The organism is Amycolatopsis deserti, assembly GCF_014653945.1.
In the GTDB taxonomy this organism is placed as follows: domain Bacteria; phylum Actinomycetota; class Actinomycetes; order Mycobacteriales; family Pseudonocardiaceae; genus Amycolatopsis_E; species Amycolatopsis_E deserti.
On sequence record NZ_BNAU01000004.1, the window covers coordinates 65588 to 82929 of the forward strand.

Genomic DNA, 17342 nt, shown 5'->3' on the forward strand with positions numbered 1-17342 from the left:
TTCCTTTCACCGAGGGTGAGTTGCGTGTGCGGCCCCTATCGTGGAACTTGACACCGGTGTCAATTGCAAGAGCGGAGCACCGGACGGCCTGGAGGAGATCTGATGCGCATCGGTGAACTGGCCGACGCCACCGGGGTGAGCACCCGGTCCCTGCGGTACTACGAGGAGCAGGGCCTCATCCGCTCGACGCGCACCCCCGGCGGGTGGCGCGACTTCGACAGCTCGATGGTCGAGCGGGTGGTCATGATCCAGCACCTGTTCGCGGCCGGCCTGTCCAGCGCCACCATCTACGAACTGCTGCCCTGCCTGGAAGCCCCGCCGGAGGAGCGCACGGGGGTGCTGGAGGAGTTGCTCGCCCAGCAGGTCGAGCGTCTGGAGGCCAAGCGCCGCGACATCGAGCGCGAGCTGGACCTCCTGCGGGCGCTCCGCGAGGAAACGGCCCTGCCCAGCCACGCCTGATCAGCGCCCCGGCCCGTCGCACGCCGCCAGGCCCGCACCGGCGCGGGCCCGTTCCACGTGGTCGCCCGAGGTCCTCGCCAGCACCACCTGGAACTGCTCCCGCGCCGCGGACACGTCGGCCACCGCGAGCAGGCTCGCGCCGAGGCGGTTGCGGATCTCCAGCTCCAGCTGCGGCCGGGTCCGCTCGGTGACCAGCGCGAACGCCCGCCGCTGCAGGTCCAGCGCCGCCTCCGGGTGGCCGAGCCCGGTCTCCGCCGCGCCCCACATCGACAGGCAGTCGGCCGTCAACGCGATGTCGCCGGCCTCCTCGGCCGCGGCGGCGGCCCGGCGCAACGCCACCACGGCGTCCGCGTACCGCCCGACCACCAGGTGGAACTTCCCCAGGCTGCCCAGCGCCATCGCCACCGCCCGCGGCCTGCCGATCACCTCGGCGAACGCGACCCCCTGCTCCAGGCAATCCCGGGCCTCCTCGAACCGGCCGAGCCGGACGTGCGTCATCCCGATGTTGGCGATCGTCATCCCGCGCACGAACGGGTCGTCCAGCCGACGGCCCAGCTCCTGCGCCTCGTGCAGCAGGGCGAGCGCTTCGCCGGTCTCCCCGCACGCCACGGCGAGTGTGCCCAGACCGGTGAGCGCCCGGGCCTCCTCGCGGCGGTCACCGGCCTGCCTGCTGATCCGCAGCGCCTCGTGGAACCACGGGCGGCTCCGCTCGTAGCGCCCCTGCATCCCCTCCGCGACGCCGAACGCGAACCGCAGCGCGGAGCGCATCCGCCGGTCCGTGCTCGCCTCGGCGTGCGGGAGCGCCATCTCGATCGCCGCGCGGCACTCGTCGTAGCGGTCTTGCCGGACCAGGTATTCGACGAGCCCCTCGGCGATCCAGCACGCGTAGTCGGTCTCCCCGGCCGCCACGGCGTAGCGGACGACGTCCGGCAGCTCGCCGCCCGCCGCGTCCAGCCAGCCCGCCGCCTCCGCCCAGCCGGCGAACGGCGCGTCGTCCATCGGCGGGCCGCTCGACGGGTCGTGCACGCCCCAGTCGCTGGCGATCCGCGCGGCCGCCGCGTACAGCCGCAGCACCCCGGTCCGGGCCGCGGGTTCGTCCGGCGCCAGCCGCCGCGCGTACACCGCGACCAGGTCGTGCGGCCGGTAGCGTCCAGGCGCCGGCTGCAGCAGCAGGCTCGCGTCCACCAGCCTCTCCAGCGAGTCCTCGGCCTCGGCCACCGGACACCCGAGCATCGCGGCGACCGCCAGCGCGTCGAACTCGACCGTCGGCACCAGCCCGAGCACCCGGAACGTGCGCTGCTCGGCGGCCGGGAGCTGGTGGTAGGACACCCGCAGCGCCGCCTCGACGCCGTGGTCCTCCGCGGTCAGCTCGCCGAGCCTGCGCTCGTCGTCGGCGAGCCGGCCCGCCAGGTACTCGAACGTCCACATCGGACGGTTCTGCAGCCGGGCGCCCGCGATCCGCAACGCCAGCGGGAGCCCGCCGCACAACCGGACCAGGTCCGCGACCGCGCCCGGCTCCCGGTCCACCCGCTCGGCGCCGACGACCCGACGCAGAAGTTCTTCCGCCGCAAGGGAATCCAGCACGCCGAGTGAGATCCGGCGATCGGCGGGCAACCCGGTCAACCGCTGCCGGCTCGTCACCAGCACCGTGCTGCCCGCGCCGGACGGCAGCAGCGGCCGCACCTGGTCGGCGCCACGCGCGTCGTCGAGCACGAGCAACAGCCGCGCGGATGCCGTCGCCGACCGCCAGGTCGCGGCCAGCTCGTCCACATCGGATCCGGCCGGCCCGGGATCGACGCCGATCGCGCGCAGCAGCCGAGGGAGCGCCTGCGCCGGGCGCACCGGCTCGTGCCCTTCCGTGTGCCCGTGCAGGTCCAGGTAGAGGCAGCCGTCCGGGAAGCCGGGGCGGAGCAGGTGGGCGGCGCGGACGGCGAGCGCGCTCTTGCCCGCACCCGCCACGCCGTCGATCGCGGCGACGGTGACCAGCCCGGGGTCGCCCGGTTCGACGAGCCGAGCCAGTTCCTCGGCCCGCCCGGCGAGGTCCCCGCCGTCCGCGGGCAACTCGTTGCGGGGCGGGCGTTTCCGCGTCACCCCGAGCGCCGCGTCGTCACCGCGCAACACCGCCTGCTGGACCCGGCGCGGTTCGGCGCCCGGCTCCACGCCGAGGTCGTCGACCAAGCGGCGGCGCAACGTGGTGAACACGGCCAGTGCGTCCGCCCGCCGTCCCGCGGCGGACAGGGCCCGCATCAGCAGCGCGGCCAGTTCTTCGTGGTGCGGGTGCACGCCGGCGAGCGCCGACAGCTCGTCGATCACCTCGCCGGGCCGGCCCAGGCGCAGCTGCCACCGGGCCTTGTCGAGCTGCAGCGCGATGCGGCGTTCGGTGAGCCGCAGCCGGTGCCCGTCGAGGAACGGCCCGGGCAGTCCGGTCAACGGCTCGCCCTCGAACAGGTCCAGCGCGTCGGCGGCGGCGCGCACCGCTGCAGCGAGATCACCGGCGCGAGCGGCGGCCGCGGCCTCGGCGGCGAGCCGGTCCAGGGCGACCGTGTCCAGGTCCGCGGCGGCGCCGACGAACCGGTAGCCGCTGTCGGTCCGGGCGATCACGGTGTCCGCGGGCTCGTCCTCGCCGGCGCGCAGGCATTTGCGCAGCCGGTGGACGTAGACGGGCACCACGCGACGGCCGGTGCCCGGCGGTTCCAGGCCCCACACGTCGTCGAGGAGTTCGCCCGCGCTGACCACCACGTCCGGGCGCAACAGGAGCGCGGCGAGCAGGGCCTTCTGCCGGGCCGGGCCGAGATCGAGGGGCTGGTCGCCGCGCCACGCGCGGAGCGGGCCGAGCACGCTCAGCCGCAGCCGGTCCTCACCCGCCACGCCGCCCCCAACGCTGTGCCCTCGACTCGTAGCGCAGTGTAGCGGGAACTCGATCAGTTCAGGCGCAGTTTGGGCTTGTGCTCCAGGTGGGACAGCCCGTTCCAGGCGAGGTTGACCAGGTGCGCGGCGACCTCGTCGCGCTTGGGACGACGGGCGTCGAGCCACCACTGGCCGGTCAGGGCGACCATGCCGACGAGCGCCTGCGCGTACAGGGGCGCCAGCTTGTCGTCGTAGCCGCGGGCGTCGAACTGCTGGGCGAGGATGTGCTCGACCTGCATCGCGATGTCGTTGAGCAGCGTGGAGAACGTGCCGGACGCGCTGGCCACCGGCGAGTCGCGGACCAGGATGCGGAAGCCGTCGTGCGACTCCTCGACGTAGGCCAGCAGCGCGCTGGCCGCCTGCTCGAGCATCGCCCGCGGGTGCCCACCGTGCAAAGTGGACACCATGCGGTCGAGCAGGGACTGGGTCTCGCGGTCGACGACGACGGCGTAGATGCCTTCCTTGCCACCGAAGTGCTCGTACACCACGGGCTTGGAGACGTTCGCGCGGTGCGCGATCTCCTCGATGGAGGTGCCGTCGAAGCCCTTCTCGGCGAAGAGCTTGCGGGCGACGTCGAGCAGTTGCTGCCGGCGTTCCGCGCCCGTCATCCGGACGCGTGGCACCGGCCCCGGAGGCCGCACCCCGGTGGCCTCACGCTTCGCTCGACGTCGTCCCGCCACTCGGAGAGACTATTCGGTTGCCAGGCGGGCGAGCCGCTGCGGGGTGGGCCAGCGCACGTCGTGCGCCCACCCGAGCTTCTCGAACGCCCAGATCACGCGGGCCGAAATGTCGATCTGACCGCGCTTGACCCCGTGCCGCGCCGAGGTCGGGTCGGCGTGGTGCAGGTTGTGCCAGGACTCGCCGAAGGACAGGATCGCCAGCGGCCAGAAGTTGGCGGACTTGTCACGCGCCGCGAACGGCCGCTCGCCGATCATGTGGCAGACCGAGTTGACCGACCAGGTCACGTGGTGCAGCACGCACACGCGCACCAGACCGGCCCAGAAGAACGCGGTGACCGCGCCCCAGAACGACCAGGTGATCAGGCCGCCGAGCAGGCCGGGCAGGGTCAGCGTGAGCAGCGTCCACAGCCAGAACAGCTCGTCGACCTTCTTGATGGCCGGGTCCTTGAGCAGGTCCGGGGCGAAGCGCTCGGCGTTGCTCTGGTCGCGCTCGAACAGCCAGCCCATGTGGGCGTGCCAGAAGCCCTTGGCGATCGCCAGCGGCGATGTGCCGAACGCCCACGGCGAGTGCGGGTCGCCGTCGCGGTCGGAGAACGCGTGGTGGCGCCGGTGGTCGGCGACCCAGGTGATCACCGGGCCCTGCACCGCGAAGCTGCCGGCGATGGCCATCGCCACGCGCAGCCACGGCTTGGCCTTGAACGAGCCGTGCGTGAAGTAGCGGTGGTACGAGACGGTGATCCCGAGCCCGCTGATGACGTAGAAGGCGATGAACAGCCCGACGTCCACCCAGCTGAGTCCCCACCCCCAAGCGAACGGCACGGCGGCGATGAGCGCGGCCAGCGGGAGTATCACGCCGAGGTAGACCGAGAACTGAACACCGGCGCCTCGCTGGCCGGCGATGACCGGCTTCGGGCCCTTGGTCTGAGGTGGTTCCATAACCGGAGTGGATGTCATGCGCAACACTTCTTCCTACCTGGGCAAACCCTGGGAAAGGTCGTCCTAACCTACGTTTCCGTAAGTTACGGTACAGGAGGTTTTGCCCACTGGGGAGACGTTCAAACCCCCCGAACAACCCCTGGACTGGCGCGGTTTTCCGACGTCGCTATCCTGACCAGGCACGATCCGCCGTGGTGTAATTGGCAGCACCTCAGATTTTGGTTCTGATAGTTCAGGTTCGAGTCCTGGCGGCGGAGCTGCCGTGCCCTACCCCGACGTGCCCGAAGGGGGTGCGCCACGCTGCGAGGCGAGAGCGGACAGAAGACCAGGCGGCCGGCGCTGGCCGAGCTCTCCGATGCCTGGCTGGCCGGGCGCGCCCGGGAACTGATCGCGGCCGTGCAGCACACCGAGCACGGCGAGCAGCTCGAGATCGTCCGCACGATGGACGAGCTGCTCGACGAGGCCCAGCGCCGCGGCGAACCGGTCCTGGTGTCCCAGCTCCTGCGGGCCACCGCGCTGGGGCGGCTGGTCACCCGCGGTCTCGCGGCCGAGGCCGAGCCCCTGCTCGACGAGATGCTGGCCCACACCCGCCGCCACGGCCTGGCGCTGTTCCGGGCCGACGCCCACGCGTTGCGCGGCCGCCGTCTCGTGCTGGCCAAGCAGGAGGACGCGGCGCTGACCGAGATCGCCCGCGCGCTGGCGATCCTGGACGACTCGAACTCCCCGGACATGCACATGTCCCGCCGGGAATGGGCCAAGACGCAGTCCAGCGCGCTGGTCGACTGCTGGATCGTGCTGAACCAGCTGGGCGTGTACGAGGCGGCAGAAGAAGTCATCGCCCGGGCCCACCAGGCCATCCGGGAGACCGCCGGCCCGCACGAGATCACGCTGCAGCTGATGAACCGCATCAAAATGCTGCTCGGCTGGGGCCTGCGGCTGGAGCGCGTCGAGCGGCACGAGGAGGCCGCGGCGAAGTTCAGCACGGCCGCGTCGATGGCGGTCGCGGTCGAGGCGCCGTTCGCCGAGTCGCTGTTCCCGCGGCGGATCGGCGTGCCCGCCGTCGACCAGGTCGGCGTGCTGGCGGCGGCCCTCGCGCTGGCCGCGCCGGACGGTTCACACGCCGACCGGCTGCAGCGGCTGCTGATCGAGCCGGGCTACCCGCACGAGCAGGTCATCGTCACGATCGCCCTGGCCCGCTGCCTGGAGCAGGCCGGCCAGCGCGACGACGCGCTCAAGGCGCTGCATGCGACCAAGCTCAACCTGGCCGAAGACAACTCGATGCCGTCGATGCGCCTGCACCTGATGCGGGAGATCGCGCGGCTGGACACCGACGGCGACAGCGAGGCGTCCCGATCGCTCGCGGAGTACTCGGCCGCGCTCGAGGTCGAGCTGTGGCACATGCGCGAGTCCCAGCTGGCCACGCTGGACACGCGCCGCGAGCACGAGCGGCTGTCCGCGCAGCACGGCGCGATCAGCCAGCAGGCGCTGCAGGACCCGCTCACCGGACTGCCCAACCGGCGTGCGCTCGACGAGCACCTGCGCACCCTGTCCGCGTCGACCACCGCCCAGCCGCTCGCGGTCGCGCTGATCGACCTGGACGGCTTCAAGGGCGTCAACGACCAGCACTCGCACGCCGAAGGCGACGACGTGCTGCGCGTGGTCGCCTCGACGCTGCGGGACGCGCTGCGCGGCGACGACATCGTGGCCCGCTACGGCGGTGACGAGTTCGTCGCGTTGCTGCCCGGGGCGCCGGTGTCGGCGGCCAAGCAGGCCCTGGGCCGCGCGGTCACCGCGGTCGACTCGCTGCCGCACCACCTCTCGCACGGGGTCACCCTGTCGGTGGGCCTGGTGTCGCTGCGCCCGCAGGAGCGCGCCGACCAGGTGCTGGCCCGCGCCGACGCGGCGATGTACCAGGCGAAACGCGGCGGCGGGAACCAGGTGGCGACGGCCCAGTCGGCCGCGGGCGAGCCCCATACCGCAGAGGCGGAAGCCGGCCCCGACGGCGACCCACCGCCGGTTGCCGGGGAAGACACGTAGGATCGGGCCCCGCCACCACCCGTCCCGGATTCGTTGGGAGTGCCGTGACCGGCCCGCTGAGCACCGTCATCCTCGCCGCGGGCGAGGGCACCCGGATGCGTTCGAACACCCCGAAGGTGCTGCACCCGCTAGCCGGGCGACCGCTGGTCGAGCACGCCGTCCGGGCCGCAGCCGGGCTCTCGCCGGACCACCTCGTCGTCGTCGTGGGACACGGCCGGGAGGCCGTCGCCGACCACCTGGGCAAGGTCGGCGAAGCGCTCGGGCGGCCGGTCGCGACCGCGGTGCAGGAGAAGCAGAACGGCACCGGCGACGCCGTTTCGTGCGCCTTGTCCGTTCTGCCCGAAGGACTTTCGGGCACTGTTCTCGTCAGCTACGGCGACGTCCCGTTGCTGGACACCGAAACGCTGGCCGCGCTACTGGCCGAGCACCGCGAGAACGGCCACGCGGTCACCGTCCTGACGTCGGTGGTCGCCGACCCGACCGGCTACGGCCGGATCGTGCGCGACACCACCGGCGCGGTCACCGCGATCGTGGAACAGAAGGACGCCACGCCGGAGCAGCTGGAGATCGACGAGATCAACTCGGGCGTGTACGCGTTCGACGCGGCCGTGCTCGCCGACGCGCTGACCCGGCTGTCCACCGACAACGCGCAGGGCGAGCTGTACCTGACCGACGTGCTGGCGATCGCGCGCGGCGACGGCCGGGGCGTGGGCGCGCTCGTGGTGGACGACCCGTGGCTGACCGAGGGCGTCAACGACCGCGTGCAGCTCGCCGCGATCGGCGCCGAGCTGAACCGCCGGCTCGTGCAGCGCTGGCAGCGCGCCGGGGTCACCGTGGTGGACCCGGCGTCGGTGTGGCTGGACGTGGACGTCGAGCTGGCCCGTGACGTGGTGATCGAGCCGGGCGTGCAGCTCAAGGGCGCCACGAAGGTCGGCGAGGGCGCGGTGATCGGACCGGACACCACCCTGACCAATGTCACCGTCGGCGCCGGCGCCCAGGTGATCCGCGCGCACGGCTACGACTCGGAGATCGGCGAGGGCGCGAGCGTCGGCCCGTTCGCCTACCTGCGGCCGAACACCAAGCTCGGCGCCAAGGGCAAGATCGGCACGTTCGTCGAGACCAAGAACGCCGACATCGGCACCGGGACGAAGGTACCGCACCTGACCTACGTCGGGGATGCGACGATCGGCGAGTACAGCAACATCGGCGCCTCCAGCGTGTTCGTCAACTACGACGGCGTGCGCAAGCACCACACCACGATCGGCTCGCATGTCAAGACCGGTTCGGACAACATGTTCGTCGCGCCGGTCACCGTTGGTGACGGTGCGTACTCAGGCGCTGGCACTGTGATCAGGCGGAACGTCCCGCCGGGGGCGCTGGCGGTGTCGACTGGACCACAGCGCAATATTGAAGGCTGGGTGCCGCGCCGCAGGCCGGGTACCCCAGCGGCGGAAGCGGCACTGGCCGCGCTCGCCGCACAGGAAAACAAGGAAGAGACCGAGCGGGAGTCGTCTGATGAGTCCTAAGTCCGGCACGCCGAAGAAGAACCTCATGCTCTTCTCCGGCCGCGCACACCGGGAACTCGCGGAGGAGGTCGCGCAGCACCTCAACGTGACGATCACCCCGCAGACGGCGCACACGTTCGCCAACGGCGAGCTGTTCGTGCGCTTCGAGGAATCGGTCCGGGGCACGGACGCCTTCGTCATCCAGAGCCACACCAACCCGATCAACGAGTGGGTGATGGAGCAGCTGATCATGGTGGACGCGCTCAAGCGCGCCAGCGCCAAGCGCATCACCGTGGTCATGCCGTTCTACCCGTACGCGCGGCAGGACAAGAAGCACAAGGGCCGCGAGCCGATCTCGGCCCGGCTGATCGCCGACCTGTTCAAGACCGCGGGCGCCGACCGGATCATGACGGTCGACCTGCACACCGCGCAGATCCAGGGCTTCTTCGACGGACCGGTGGACCACCTGTTCGCGCAGACCCTGCTCGCCGACCACGTCAAGAAGACCTACGGCGACGCCGACATCGCCGTGGTCTCGCCGGACTCGGGCCGCGTGCGGCTGGCGGAGAAGTGGGCGCAGCAGCTGGGCGACCGGCCGATCGCGTTCATCCACAAGACCCGTGATCCGGACAAGCCGAACCAGGCGGTCGCCAACCGGGTCGTCGGCCAGGTCGAGGGCAAGCTCTGCATCCTGGTCGACGACATGATCGACACCGGTGGCACGATCGTGAAGGCCACCGACGCGCTGCTCGCCGAGGGCGCCGCGGACGTCGTCATCGCGACCACCCACGGCATCCTGTCCGACCCGGCCACCGAGCGGCTGTCCAACTGCAAGGCGCGCGAGGTCATCGTCACCAACTCGCTGCCGATCGCGCCGGAGAAGCAGTTCGCCAACCTGACCGTCCTGTCGATCGCGCCGCTGCTGGCGGAGGCGATCCAGCAGGTGTTCGAGGACGGTTCGGTCACCAGCCTGTTCGACGGCAACGCCTGAGTTCTCCCCCGGGCCGTCCGCCGCTGGCGAAAACCAGCGGCGGGCGGCCCGTTTCGTTCTAGCGTCGGGGCATGAACGACTTCCGTTTCGGTGTTTCCCTGAGGTTCCTGACCGGGCGTGACGACTGGGCGGCCAAGTGCCGTCGCGCCGAGGAGCTGGGCTACGACACCATCACCATCCCCGACCACCTGGGCATGCCGGCGCCGTTCCCGGCGCTGGTCGCGGCCGCCCAGGCCACCGAGCGGGTGCGGGTCGGGCACCTGGTGCTCAACGCGCCCTTCTACAACCCGGTGCTGCTGGCCCGCGAGATCGAATCGACCGCGCTGCTCACCGGCGGGCGGCTGGACGTCGGTCTCGGGTCCGGGCACATGAAGTCCGAGTTCGACGACGCCGGGCTGCGGTTCGCGCCGCCGAAGGAGCGGATCGAGCACCTGGCCCGGACCGTCGACGTGCTGCGGGACCGCCTGGACGACGTGCCGCCGCTGCTGATCGCGGGCAACAGCGACGGGGTGCTGCGGCTGGCCGCCGAGCACGCCGACATCGTCGGGTTCGCCGGCCTGAAGCACGCGAAGGGCTACCCGCCGGGCACGTTCGACCTGGCCGGCCCGGACGAGCTGGACGAGCGGGTGGGGTTCGTGCGGTCGGCGGGCACGCGGCCGCTGGAGTTCAACATGCTGATCCAGAACGTCGTGGTGGCCGACGATCCGGTGCCGGTGCTGGCGAAGTGGCTGGCCGACGTGCCCGCCGAGCTGGGCTGGTCGGCGGAGCGGCTGGTGGAGGCTCCGCAGGTACTGGCCGGGACGCCGGAGCAGATCGCCGCGAAGATCCTCGCCATGCGGGACCGGTACGGGTTCACCTACTTCACGGTGTTCGAGATGTTCCTGGAGGAGTTCGCGCCGGTGATCGCGCTCCTACGGTCCTAGCTCGGCGGCGACGTCCCGTTTGAGCGCGCCGGGGTCGACGACGGCGACGGGTTCGGCGGTCACCGACGGCGCGGCCTGGAGTCTGGTCGCGCCGTCGGCGCGGGGCAGGGTGAACCTGACCGAGCAGGACACGTCGGCGGCGGTGTCCAGCGGCAGCACGACCTCGCGTTCGCAGGTGCGGGCGCCGAGGGTGTCGGAGGTGACCGTCGAGGTGAGGTTGACGCGGGCGGCGGCGCTGGGGGCCGCGCCGAGCAGGCGGTTGTCGACGCGGACGGTGTCCGTGCAGGCGCCGTTGGCCGCGCAGCGCAGGTCGTGATCGGTGACCTGAGCGGCGACGACCGGTCCGGCGATCAGGGGCTGCCCGAGGTCGGCGAGTTGTTCGTCGAGCCGGTCCCGCAGGTCGGGCAGCCGCACGTCACCGAGCGCGATCTCGTGCGGCCCGAGCTGGCCGGCGACCGGGCCGAGGAAGGTCGGCGGGAAGCCGAGGACGCGGTAGGGCGGGGTGGTGCTGACGCGCAACCCGGCGAGGTCGAACGCGCCGCCCGCCTGCACCGGCAGCGCACCCCGGGGCAAGGCGGCCCGCAACGCCGCGGCGACCACCTGCGGCGCGAGGAGACGCCCCGGATCGAACGGCATGCCGCGATCGGCCCTGGTCCACTGTGCACCGAACCGCGCCGCGCGGGTCGCGGACATGCCCTGGCGCTGCCAGTAGGCCGGAGAGGCGCGGACGTAGAGCGAGCCCCCCACGCGGAGGGCCCGGACGGGTTCGCTCTCGAGGGGAAGCTCCCCCTCGGCGAGTCCACCCTTGGTAACGGTCAGGGTGGCACCACTCAGCCGATAGGCGACGGCCGGCGCAGCAGCGAGTGCGGAGAGGGCGGAGTCGACGACCGAGCGGGGATCCGGCGCCGCGGAGCGCGGGGGAGCCTCACAGGAGACGAGCAGAACGAGGACGAGCACCGCGAGACCGCGCAGGCGCATCCGACCCCTCGCTCCCCACTGGAACGGCAGTTGTGAATGAGACGCACATTCAGGTTCCAGAGTTCCTAGGCAACGCAGGCATCATCCGATCGGTTTACACAGAAGGTAGAGAGCCCCCACCAACCGCAGGCCGGCAACGGAAGGCAACCGACTACGCCCCAGACCTCCCCCGCCCCCGATCCACAGCCGATCCTTGGTCGCCGACCAGGCGTGTCAAGGTACTCTTTCCCGCCTTGACACGCCTGCTCGGCGACCGAAACACAATCAGGCATCGGGGGCGGGGGAGGTCGCCCAAGGTGACCGTTCGGCGCCGTAAGGCGCCTTTGACCCTGGCATCTTCGGCCGCCGGAGAGAGCCTGGGTTGCGGCCCTGGCTCAAGGTGATCGTCACGTGTCAAGCGACGGGATGACCACCCAGCTTCCTTTGGGTCCGAGGTGGTTGCCACCCCACCTCGCCCTCGCCGCGCCGGGTGATTACACTGAACAGGTTGTCTCGGCGAGGCGGGCTCCATGCTGCACCCGGTGCCCGACGTGATCGACGCGGCGGCTTGAGGTCCGCTGCTCGAGCATGTCCGTGGAACTCGCCGCCGGTACGACCACCCGCCATCTGCGCCGCCACGCGAATTGTTTGAAGGAGTGCTACACCGTGTCCGAGGTACGTCTGTCCGCCGAGCCCCGCACCGAGTTCGGCAAGGGCGCCGCGCGCCGCACCCGTCGCGCCGGCAAGGTTCCCGCCGTGCTGTACGGCCACGGTACCGACCCCCGTCACCTGGCCCTGCCCGCTCTGGAGTTCGCCCGCGTCATCCGTGAGAACGGCAGCAACGCCGTCCTCACCCTCAGCCTCGACGGCGACACCGAGCTGGCCCTGACCAAGACGGTCACCGTGCACCCGATCAAGAACTACATCGAGCACGTCGACCTGCTGGTCGTCCAGCGCGGCGAGAAGGTCACCGTGGACGTCCCGGTCGTGCTGACCGGCGACCCGGCCCCGGGCACCCTGCAGGTGCAGGAGCTGGACGCGCTGTCCATCGAGGCCGAGGCGCTGCACATCCCGGAGCAGGTCGAGGTGTCCATCGAGGGCGCCGAGGCCGGCACCCAGATCCTCGCCTCGCAGGTCACCCTGCCCGCCGGCGCGACCCTGGTCACCGACCCGGAGAGCCTGGTCGTCGCCGTGAACGAGGCGCAGGCCACCGGCGGCGAGGAGCCCGCCGAGGAGACCGGTGACGAGCCGGCCGAGAGCACCGAAGAGTAAGTGAGTTCGGACGTCCCCGGGGCCGGCGAGCAGGTTCTGCTCGTCGGCCTCGGCAATCCCGGCCCGCGTTATGCCGGCAACCGGCACAACGTGGGTTTCATGGTGCTCGACGAGCTCGCCGCCCGCGTCGGCGGCAAGTTCAAGGCCCACAAGTCCGGCGCCGAGGTCCTGGAGGGCCGCCTCGCCGGGCGCCGCGTCGTGCTGGTCAAGCCGCGGTCGTTCATGAACGTCTCCGGCGGCCCGGTGGCCGGGGCGGCGAAGTTCTACAAGATCGACCCGAGCGGCGTGGTCGTCGTGCACGACGAGCTGGACCTGCCGTTCGGCGGGCTGAAGCTCAAGCTCGGCGGCGGCGAGGGCGGCCACAACGGGCTGCGGTCGATCAGCAAGTCGCTCGGCACGCGTGACTACTACCGCGTGCGCTTCGGCATCGGGCGGCCGCCGGGCCGGATGGACCCGGCCGATTTCGTGCTCAAGGACTTCTCCTCGGTCGAGCGCAAGGACCTCCCGCTGGAACTGGACCGGTGCGCCGACGCCGTCGAGGCGCTGATCGGCAAAGGGCTGACGGCCGCCCAGAACGACTTCCACGCTGCGTGAGCGCGGGTCACCCACAGGTGTGCGGCATACCGCTCCATGGAGTTCCACGGGTGTGAAAACCCTTCCGGAGGTTTGATCCGGCAGCTAGGACGGGATCAGGGAATTGTCCCGTCCACGCTGAACTGGAGTACTCCTCATGTCCCTTTCCGCCGAAGACGTTTATCGAGTCGAGTTCGGTAACGCCCCCATCGGCCGGCGCGGGTACGCCAAGCACGAGGTCGACGAGTTCGTCGAGCGCATCGCCAGGACCCTGGCGGGCGAGGACGACCTCACGGCCGCCGAGGTGCATCACGTCATGTTCAGCAAGCCCCTGCTCGGGAAGCGGGGCTACGACGAACGCGAGGTCGACGAGTTCCTCGACCAGGTGGAGGACGAGTTCGCCCGCCGCGGCGGCCGCCCCTACCCGGTGCCCGAGGCGCGGACGGTGACGCAGGCGACCGAGCCGCGCACGGAAGGCGCCCCGACCGAGATCCCCAAGGTGACCCTCACCGAGTAGAACGTCGTGGGTTCTCCGGGCGAGCGCCGCTCGCCCGGAGAACCAGCACGTCAGGATGCGGCGTTGCGCGCGATCGCCTCGGCGTACTGCACCGCTGTCGCCGCGCGTTTGACCTTGCCGGACGGCGTCTTGGGCAGGCTGCCGGCCGGCAGGACGACCACCGCGTACGGCCGGGCGTCCACCGCGTCGCGCACCCGGGCCGCGACCTCCTTCTGCAGCCGCCGCTCGGCTTCGGCGTCGCCGGCCAGCTTCGACTCCAGGACCACCGCGAACCGCTCCCGTCGGGTGCCCGCGTCGATCCGCACGGCCACCGCGTTGCCGGCCCGCACCCCGTCCACCGAGGTCGCGGCGCGTTCGATGTCCGTCGGGTAGATGTTGCGGCCGCCCATGATGATGACGTCCTTGCGCCGCCCGCAGATCACGATCTGCCCGTCGACCAGGTAGCCGAGGTCGCCGGTCGCGAGCCAGCCGTCGGCGTCCTGCGTCGGCTTCGGGCCCTCCATCGTCAGGTACCCGGGCGTCACGGCCGGCCCGGTCAGCTGGATCTCCCCCACCTCGCGGTCGCCGAGCACCTTGCCGTTGTCGTCGACGATCCGCGCCTCCAGCCCGTCCAGCGGACGGCCCAGCACGGCGAACGACCGGACCTCCTCGGTCCCGCGGCGCGGATCGCCCTCGGGCACCGGCACCGCGCGGTTGTCCGCCTCGAGCGCGTCGGCCTCGATGACGTCCAGCGTCAAGCCGGTGAACAGCGGCGCGAACGACACCGCGAGCGTCGCCTCGGCCATGCCGTAGGCGGGGAAAACGCACTCCGGCGGCATCTTGAACCGGGCGCCGCCGTCGACGAACGCCTGCACGGCGGACTCGTCGATCGGCTCGGCCCCGTTCAGCGCGATCCGCAGCGTGGACAGGTCGTAAGCGCTTTCGTCCTCCACCCGTGCCAGCCGTTTGCCCACGATCGCGTAGGCGAAGTTCGGCGCCGCGGTGGTGGTGGCGCGGTACTTGCTGATCAGCTCGGGCCAGATCAGCGGGCCGGTGAGGAACTCCGCCGGGGTGATCTTGATCAGCTCGACGCCGAACGTCATCGGCACGGTCAGGAACCCGACCATGCCCATGTCGTGGAACGTGGGCAGCCAGGACACCATGATGTCCTTCGCGAAGTCGAACTCCGCCCGCTCCACCATGGCCTTGACGTTGGTGTAGAGGTTGCCGTGGGTGATCCGCACAGCCTTCGGGTCGGCGGTCGAGCCGCTGGTGAGCTGCAGCAGCGCCAGGTCGTCCTCGCCGCGCGGCACCGGCTCGGCGATCGGCTCGCCGCCGAACAGGTCGCTGATCATCCGGAACCCGATGTTGTGCTCGGTGAGCACCGGCGCGAGGGCGTCGAACGGCTCGCCGAGGACGACGAGCTTCGCGTCGATCATGCCCAGCACCTTGACCGTGTCCTCGGCCCACACGGCGAGGTCGGTGCGCGGGGTGGGCTGGTGCAGCATCGTCACGCTGCCCCCGGCGAGCCACACCGCCTGCACCGTCGGCGCGATCAGGGCCGGCGCCCCGGCCAGGACGGCGACGGCGCTGCCCGGCTCCAGTCCCCCGGCGACCAGCGCGCCGGCCATGCGCCGGGCCTGCTCGTGGACCTCGGCCCAGGTCCGGCGGACCGGTTCCTTCGGCTCCCCGGTGACCATGCCACGCAACTGACCACCCTCCGCAGCGGTGCGGACGAGCGTCTCCACGAACCGACTCATGGCGCTCACCTTATCGGGGGGCGCGCGAGCCCGGCGGGGATGTCGAGAACCGGGCCGCGGCTCCGATCTCCTGGTGTAGACAGCCCGTGAGGAGGCACCCGTGAAGTACTTGCTGATCATGCACGTGAACCCCGCCGTCTGGGAGTCGCTGACCGAGGAGGAGCGCACCGCGATCATGAGCGGGCACGGACCGTTCATGGACGCGATCCGGGAGTCCGGCGAGTTGATCAGCACCCAGGCGCTGGCCGACCCGTCGAACAGCGCCGTCGTGCGGGTGCGCGACGGTGCCCCGGTGGTGACCGACGGCCCGTACCTGGAGGCCAAGGAGTACCTGGGCGGGTACTACCTGGTCGACGTCGAGAGCCGGGAACGCGCGCTCGAACTGGCCGCGATGATCCCGGACGCACGGGTCGAGGGCCTGGGCATCGAGGTCCGGCCGGTGATGTTCTCGGCGGGCCAGGAGATGTGACACCCGATGCCGGGCGGGAGCGGCCCGCCCGGCACCGGAATTCACGCCGCGCGCGAGCCTGCCGAGGCCATGCCCAGCCAGGTGTGCGGGTTGCCCTGCCAGCACCAGCCGAGCTTCGGCGCCCGCTTGCTGATCCAGATCGCCGGCACCCGCCGGTCCCCGCATCGCGAACCGCCCAGCGAGAAGCACTTGTTCTTGACCAGCGCTTGCGGGAAGTGCGTGAGCAGGGCGATGCCCTCCTCGATCGTGAGCAGGGTGCGGCCCCGGCCCGCGATCACCTCCATCGCGTCGTTCGGGACGGCGCCGCAGAACTCCTCGCCGCGCTCGACGTCGAACAGCAGGTAGGCGTCCGGGGCGGGCAGGTCCACGGTGGCCACGAACCGTTCGAGCGATCCGGGTTCGAAGGAGCGGTCGACGAACCCGGGCAGGCGCCCGTTGCGCAGGGTGGTGCGCGGCATGGTCTCCTCGATCGGAGCGACCTTCCGGGTCACCACGAGCAGGAACGGCACGCGGCCCGCCTCCGGATCGGGCTCGCCGGACCGGGCCGCGGCGCGCAGCGGCTCGACCAGGGCCCGGAAGCCGTCCTCGTCGAGCCCGGCGAGCGCCGGGTAGCCGCGGTTCACCAGATTGGCGACCTGACGGTCGAATTCCGCGGTCACGCCCGCACCTCCTTGATCGCCGCGATGTCGGACGGCGTGCCGGACATGATCGTCCGCACGTGCCGGGTGACCAGCTCGACCGGCCAGTCCCACCACGCGGCGCGCTCGAGCAGTTCGACGTCCTCGGGTCCGTACCGGGCGCGGATCGGCCGCGCCGGGTTGCCGCCGACGATCGTGTAGGCCGGCACATCGGCGGTGACGACCGCGCCCGCGGCGATGATCGCGCCGTTGCCGATTCGCACGCCGGGCATCACGGTCGCGCCGTAGCCGAACCAGACGTCGTTGCCCACCACCGTGTCGCCCCGGCTGGGCATGCTCGTGACGAGGTCCATCGTGGACTCCGCCCACCCGCCGCCGAACATCGTGAACGGGTAGGTCGACACCCCCATCGTCGGGTGTTCCGCCCCGGCCATCAGGAACCGCGTGCCGGAGGCGATCGCGCAGTACTTACCGATGATCAGCTTCTCCGGCCCGTAGGCGTAGAGGACGTTGCGGGTTTCGAACTCGGTGGCGGCGTCCGGGTCGTCGTAGTAGCTGAACTCGCCGACCTGGATGCGCGGATCGGTGACCAGGGGTTTCAGGAACACCACGCGCGGGTGCTCGGCGAGCGGGTGGAGCACGGTGGGGTCTGGCACGAACACCTCACAGGAGTAAACTTACGACCGACGTAAAATTAGTCCAAGAGCAAGTAGCCTGTCAAGGTAAATGTACGTCGGGG

The 17342-nt window shown here is 71.4% G+C and carries 16 protein-coding genes and 1 tRNA gene; 10 read left to right on the top strand and 7 right to left on the bottom strand.

The genetic code is table 11. From position 1 onward, the window contains the following. Window positions 1-102 precede the first annotated feature (102 nt). Window positions 103-459, top strand: a complete 357-nt coding sequence (locus tag IE290_RS18225; RefSeq protein ID WP_191245845.1) for a MerR family transcriptional regulator — start codon at window positions 103-105, stop codon at window positions 457-459. Here IE290_RS18225 and IE290_RS38270 read toward each other — a convergent pair whose 3' ends face one another. From IE290_RS38270 to IE290_RS18240, 3 genes are all read right to left on the bottom strand, one after another. Then, a complete protein-coding gene (locus IE290_RS38270) occupies window positions 460-3327 on the bottom strand; it encodes an AfsR/SARP family transcriptional regulator (protein ID WP_191245846.1) in 2868 nt (955 codons plus the stop codon). Window positions 3328-3380: 53 nt separating this feature from the next. Then, a complete protein-coding gene (locus tag IE290_RS18235; RefSeq protein ID WP_017984892.1) occupies window positions 3381-3974 on the bottom strand; it encodes a TetR/AcrR family transcriptional regulator in 594 nt (197 codons plus the stop codon). Window positions 3975-4055: 81 nt separating this feature from the next. After that, window positions 4056-4982 (bottom strand): acyl-CoA desaturase, encoded by a 927-nt coding sequence (locus IE290_RS18240; RefSeq protein ID WP_229874581.1) that lies wholly within the window; start codon window positions 4980-4982, stop codon window positions 4056-4058. A gap of 185 nt (window positions 4983-5167) precedes the next feature. Here IE290_RS18240 and IE290_RS18245 point away from each other — a divergent pair. From IE290_RS18245 to IE290_RS18265, 5 genes are all read left to right on the top strand, one after another. Next, window positions 5168-5239, top strand: a tRNA-Gln gene (locus IE290_RS18245). 139 nt (window positions 5240-5378) lie between these two features. Beyond that, on the top strand, window positions 5379-7019 hold the full coding sequence (locus IE290_RS18250; protein WP_191245848.1) for a GGDEF domain-containing protein: 1641 nt from the start codon (window positions 5379-5381) through the stop codon (window positions 7017-7019). A gap of 44 nt (window positions 7020-7063) precedes the next feature. Next, window positions 7064-8545, top strand: a complete 1482-nt coding sequence (gene glmU / locus IE290_RS18255; protein WP_191245849.1) for a bifunctional UDP-N-acetylglucosamine diphosphorylase/glucosamine-1-phosphate N-acetyltransferase GlmU — start codon at window positions 7064-7066, stop codon at window positions 8543-8545. Beyond that, window positions 8535-9515, top strand: a complete 981-nt coding sequence (locus IE290_RS18260) for a ribose-phosphate diphosphokinase (protein WP_191245850.1) — start codon at window positions 8535-8537, stop codon at window positions 9513-9515. Before glmU ends, IE290_RS18260 begins: the two co-directional genes overlap by 11 nt. Before the next feature lie 71 nt (window positions 9516-9586). Next, window positions 9587-10438 (top strand): TIGR03621 family F420-dependent LLM class oxidoreductase, encoded by an 852-nt coding sequence (locus IE290_RS18265; protein WP_191245851.1) that lies wholly within the window; start codon window positions 9587-9589, stop codon window positions 10436-10438. Here IE290_RS18265 and IE290_RS18270 read toward each other — a convergent pair. Then, complete coding sequence (locus tag IE290_RS18270) at window positions 10427-11416, bottom strand: hypothetical protein (RefSeq protein WP_191245852.1); 990 nt, start codon at window positions 11414-11416, stop codon at window positions 10427-10429. The two genes, IE290_RS18265 and IE290_RS18270, sit on opposite strands and share 12 nt — an antisense overlap. Before the next feature lie 645 nt (window positions 11417-12061). Between IE290_RS18270 and IE290_RS18275 the strand changes: the two genes are divergently transcribed. From IE290_RS18275 to IE290_RS18285, 3 genes are all read left to right on the top strand, one after another. Next, window positions 12062-12667: a 50S ribosomal protein L25/general stress protein Ctc gene (locus IE290_RS18275; RefSeq protein WP_191245853.1), complete on the top strand. Its 606-nt coding sequence runs from the start codon at window positions 12062-12064 to the stop codon at window positions 12665-12667. Beyond that, on the top strand, window positions 12668-13261 hold the full coding sequence (gene pth, locus IE290_RS18280) for an aminoacyl-tRNA hydrolase (protein ID WP_191245854.1): 594 nt from the start codon (window positions 12668-12670) through the stop codon (window positions 13259-13261). A gap of 136 nt (window positions 13262-13397) precedes the next feature. Then, a complete protein-coding gene (locus IE290_RS18285) occupies window positions 13398-13757 on the top strand; it encodes a DivIVA domain-containing protein (protein ID WP_191245855.1) in 360 nt (119 codons plus the stop codon). 50 nt (window positions 13758-13807) lie between these two features. Here the strand turns inward: IE290_RS18285 and IE290_RS18290 are convergent, their stop codons facing one another. Further along, complete coding sequence (locus IE290_RS18290) at window positions 13808-15496, bottom strand: fatty acyl-AMP ligase (protein WP_191245856.1); 1689 nt, start codon at window positions 15494-15496, stop codon at window positions 13808-13810. Window positions 15497-15596: 100 nt separating this feature from the next. On the opposite strand from IE290_RS18290, the gene IE290_RS18295 reads away from it, so the two are divergent. Beyond that, a complete protein-coding gene (locus tag IE290_RS18295; protein ID WP_191245857.1) occupies window positions 15597-15965 on the top strand; it encodes a YciI family protein in 369 nt (122 codons plus the stop codon). A 41-nt stretch (window positions 15966-16006) separates the two neighbouring features. On the opposite strand, the gene IE290_RS18300 is transcribed toward IE290_RS18295, so the two are convergent. Together IE290_RS18300 and IE290_RS18305 are read right to left on the bottom strand one after the other, a co-directional pair. Then, entirely contained in the window at window positions 16007-16624 is a 618-nt protein-coding gene (locus IE290_RS18300) for a DUF5701 family protein (protein ID WP_191245858.1), read from the bottom strand. Then, window positions 16621-17265: a CatB-related O-acetyltransferase gene (locus IE290_RS18305; RefSeq protein WP_191245859.1), complete on the bottom strand. Its 645-nt coding sequence runs from the start codon at window positions 17263-17265 to the stop codon at window positions 16621-16623. Before IE290_RS18305 ends, IE290_RS18300 begins: the two co-directional genes overlap by 4 nt. Window positions 17266-17342: the final 77 nt, after the last annotated feature.

Excerpts from the sequence above, each read along its gene's own strand:
- IE290_RS18225 (WP_191245845.1), top strand. The coding sequence starts at position 103 with ATGCGCATCGGTGAACTGGCCGACGCCACCGGGGTGAGCACCCGGTCC.
- IE290_RS18260 (WP_191245850.1), top strand. The coding sequence starts at position 8,535 with ATGAGTCCTAAGTCCGGCACGCCGAAGAAGAACCTCATGCTCTTCTCC.
- IE290_RS18235 (WP_017984892.1), bottom strand. The coding sequence starts at position 3,974 with ATGACGGGCGCGGAACGCCGGCAGCAACTGCTCGACGTCGCCCGCAAG.
- IE290_RS18240 (WP_229874581.1), bottom strand. The coding sequence starts at position 4,982 with ATGGAACCACCTCAGACCAAGGGCCCGAAGCCGGTCATCGCCGGCCAG.
- IE290_RS18270 (WP_191245852.1), bottom strand. The coding sequence starts at position 11,416 with ATGCGCCTGCGCGGTCTCGCGGTGCTCGTCCTCGTTCTGCTCGTCTCC.
- IE290_RS18285 (WP_191245855.1), top strand. The coding sequence starts at position 13,398 with ATGTCCCTTTCCGCCGAAGACGTTTATCGAGTCGAGTTCGGTAACGCC.
- IE290_RS18265 (WP_191245851.1), top strand. The coding sequence starts at position 9,587 with ATGAACGACTTCCGTTTCGGTGTTTCCCTGAGGTTCCTGACCGGGCGT.
- IE290_RS18290 (WP_191245856.1), bottom strand. The coding sequence starts at position 15,496 with ATGAGTCGGTTCGTGGAGACGCTCGTCCGCACCGCTGCGGAGGGTGGT.